This is a genomic window from Nocardia sp. NPDC060220, assembly GCF_042727815.1.
In the GTDB taxonomy this organism is placed as follows: domain Bacteria; phylum Actinomycetota; class Actinomycetes; order Mycobacteriales; family Mycobacteriaceae; genus Nocardia.
In genome coordinates this window covers 1-2852 of record NZ_JBHWZY010000861.1, presented here as the reverse complement: position 1 = coordinate 2852, position 2852 = coordinate 1, and the positions used below count along the sequence as shown (strand labels likewise).

Below are 2852 nucleotides of genomic sequence, written 5' to 3'. Positions count from 1 at the left end.
CCTCCCCCAGGGGACGGTCGCGGGCGGTTCGGCCGGCATGGCGTCGTGGGGTTCGGCCGTGGTGGCCGCCGCGCGAGCGTTCCGTGACCGCTTCGGGCCGGAACCCGCCGACGGCGCCGAGATCACGGTCGATGCGCCCGAATATCCAGGGAGAGAGAACTTTTCGACCCATGCGTTCGGCGCGCACTTCGTCGAGGTCCGCGTGCACACCGACACCGCCGAGATCCGGGTTCCGCGCGTGGTCAGCGTTTTCGGGGCGGGCCGCATCATCAATCCACGGATGGCCCGTTCCCAGTTCATCGGCGCTGTCACCATGGGTCTGTCGATGGCGCTGTGGGAAGAGAGCGAGTTCGATCCGCGCCTCGGCGCCGTGGTCAACCACGATCTCGCCGGGTACCACATCCCGGTCAACGCCGATATCGGCGAGATCGACGTCAGCTGGATCGACGAACACGATCCGCATCTGAACCCGATGGGCAGCAAGGGAATCGGCGAGATCGGCATCGTCGGCTCGGCGGCCGCGGTCGGCAACGCGGTCTACCACGCCACCGGCGTTCGCGTTCGCCGCGTCCCCATTCACCTCGAAGACCTGCTCGGCGCGCTCTGATCAGCAGCGGGTCGGCGCGGGTTCGCCGCGGAACCTGGCTTCGATGAAGTTCCAGGCCTCCGGCAGACCCGCCACCGCGGTCGTCATGTGCTCGGCGATCTGATAGCGGGAGAACGTGACCGGCGCGCCTGCCGCGCAGTAGCGGGTGGCTACGTCCTCGACGGCGTCGAAGGGTGTCAGTTCGTCGAAGACGCCCTGCCAGATCAACATCGGTGTCTCGGGCACCTCGGGGTCGTAGCGCAAACTGTTCTCCCGCAACACCGCTCGTGCCTCGGGGCTGTCCATCAGGGACTTGGTCGCTGCCAGCTGTTCGGCGCTGCGGGCTATACCGTGGAACAGCAGGAAGCGCCGGCATTCGTCAGCGGTGAAATCACGGAACCACAGGCCCTCGCCGTTGAGCTGGTCGGAAATGGGCAGACGCTGGGGGTATTCGCGCTCCAGACCCATCGCCGCCGCCCAGGCGAGGCCGAAACCGGGATGGTGCCCGAAGCCGATCCCGAGGGCCATCTGTTCGAGGTCGGCCGGGATGCCGCCGGCGGCGACGCCCGCGAGCGTCAATTCCGGTGCGTAGGTCGGTTGCAGCGCGGCCGCCCACGCGGTCGCCAGCCCGCCGCCGGAGTACCCGGCGAGTGCGATGGGGGACTGGCCGAGGCCGAGTTCGGGCGCGCGCTGGAGCGCTCGCACACTGTCGAGGGTGACCATGCCGCTGAGCCGGGCGGCGCCATAGGCGACATTCGGCCCGAGGTAGTCCGGCAAGGCGACCGCCCAACCGCGGCCCAGCGGCAGAACCGCGCCGAACGCGTCGGGGGTCTCGTCGTTGATCAGCGAGGTGGAAGGGTTGCATTTGGTGCCGAGGGAATTGATCAGCGCCTGGTAGGACACCAGCGGCGGGTTCGTGACACCGGCGGGGATCAGGACCGTGGTGACGCCCATGATCGGGTCACCCGCGGAGTTGGTCGAGCGGAAGGCGACATGCCAGATATCGGTGCCCTGGTAGGGGCCGAGGTCGAACTTCCGTTGCCGCACCACATCACCGGGCGCGAAGTCGCCGATATCGGCCGGTGCGGTGAAGAAGGGATCGGGGTTGGGGGTGGGGTAACGCGGCTCCGGCGTCGCCGCGGGAGCGAAGATGGCGACGGTGAGGCCGTAGAACAGCACCGTGAGTGCGGCCGTCAAAATCCGGCGCATGGTGGATCCTTATCTCTCGGGAGGTCAGCAGTTGCTCGGCGCGGGCTCGCCGCGGAAGCGGGCGTCGAGCCACGCGACGGCAGACGGGAAACCCATGACCGCGGTGGCCAGGTGGTCGGGGCTCGGATAGAGCTCCGAGTGGACCGGTGTCCCGGCCTCGCAGTAGCGCTGGTTCGTGCGATCGACCGCGTCGACGGGGATGAGTGGGTCGATGGGGGTGTGCCACTCGAAGATCGGGATCGTCGGCACGGGCTCGAACAGTTCCAGGCTGTTGGCGTCGCCCACTTCCCACGCCCGGGGGTCGTCGATCAGTGAGACGGTCGAGGCGAGGTCGGAGGCGCTGTGCATGGCTCCGGCGGCGATGAGTTCGACCGTGCACCCGTTGGCCATGGCATCGCGTACCGCCAAGCCGGTGTCGTTGAGCTGCCCGCTGATCGGGAGGCGGTCGGGGTACTCGCGTTCGAGGCCGAGTGCCGCGGCCATCGCGAGACCGAACATGGGATGCGGGGCGAAGCCCAGGGCGCGCGCCATCGTGGTGATGTTCATCGGCACCCCGCCCTGCGCGGCGCCGACCAGGCGCAGTTCGGGCGCGTACTGCGGTGCGAGCGCGGCCGCCCAGCCGGTCGCCATGCCGCCGCCGGAGTATCCGAGCATGGCCGCCGGGCTGTCGGCGAGACCCAGTTCCGCGACCCTGGTCGCGGCGCGGATGCCGTCGAGGGTGATCTGTCCGCCGAGTCTGGCCGCGCCGTAGGCGGCGTTGGGGCCGAGATGGTCGGGCAGCGCGATGCTCCAGCCGCGCAGCAGCATCGTGTTCAGCAGCGGCACAGCGCGATAGAGCAGATTCGGATCGTAGGCGTAGAGGGCCCGCGAGACCGCGCACTGGGTACCGAGACCGTTGATGATGTGCTGGTAGGACAGCAACGGCGCGCCGGGGCGATGGTCTTTCGGGGTGAGGATCGTGGTGGTCGCGGCGATCGGCCTGCCCTGGGAGTCGTTGGACCGGAACTTCACCAAAGTGACTGTGGCGGTGGGGAAGTAGGGCAGTGGTTCCTGGACC

At 68.8% G+C, this 2852-nt stretch carries 3 protein-coding genes; 1 reads left to right on the top strand and 2 read right to left on the bottom strand.

Features of this window, described 5'->3' with window-relative positions; genetic code table 11:
* On the top strand, positions 1-607 hold a 607-nt coding region (locus ACFWF3_RS30865; protein ID WP_379317238.1), incomplete at its 5' end, for a xanthine dehydrogenase family protein molybdopterin-binding subunit.
* Here ACFWF3_RS30865 and ACFWF3_RS30860 read toward each other — a convergent pair.
* Together ACFWF3_RS30860 and ACFWF3_RS30855 are read right to left on the bottom strand one after the other, a co-directional pair.
* Positions 608-1795, bottom strand: coding sequence for a lipase family protein (locus tag ACFWF3_RS30860; protein ID WP_379317237.1), 1188 nt, complete (start codon positions 1793-1795; stop codon positions 608-610).
* 24 nt (positions 1796-1819) lie between these two features.
* Positions 1820-2852: lipase family protein (locus ACFWF3_RS30855; RefSeq protein ID WP_379317236.1), on the bottom strand; the 1033-nt coding region annotated here is incomplete at its 5' end.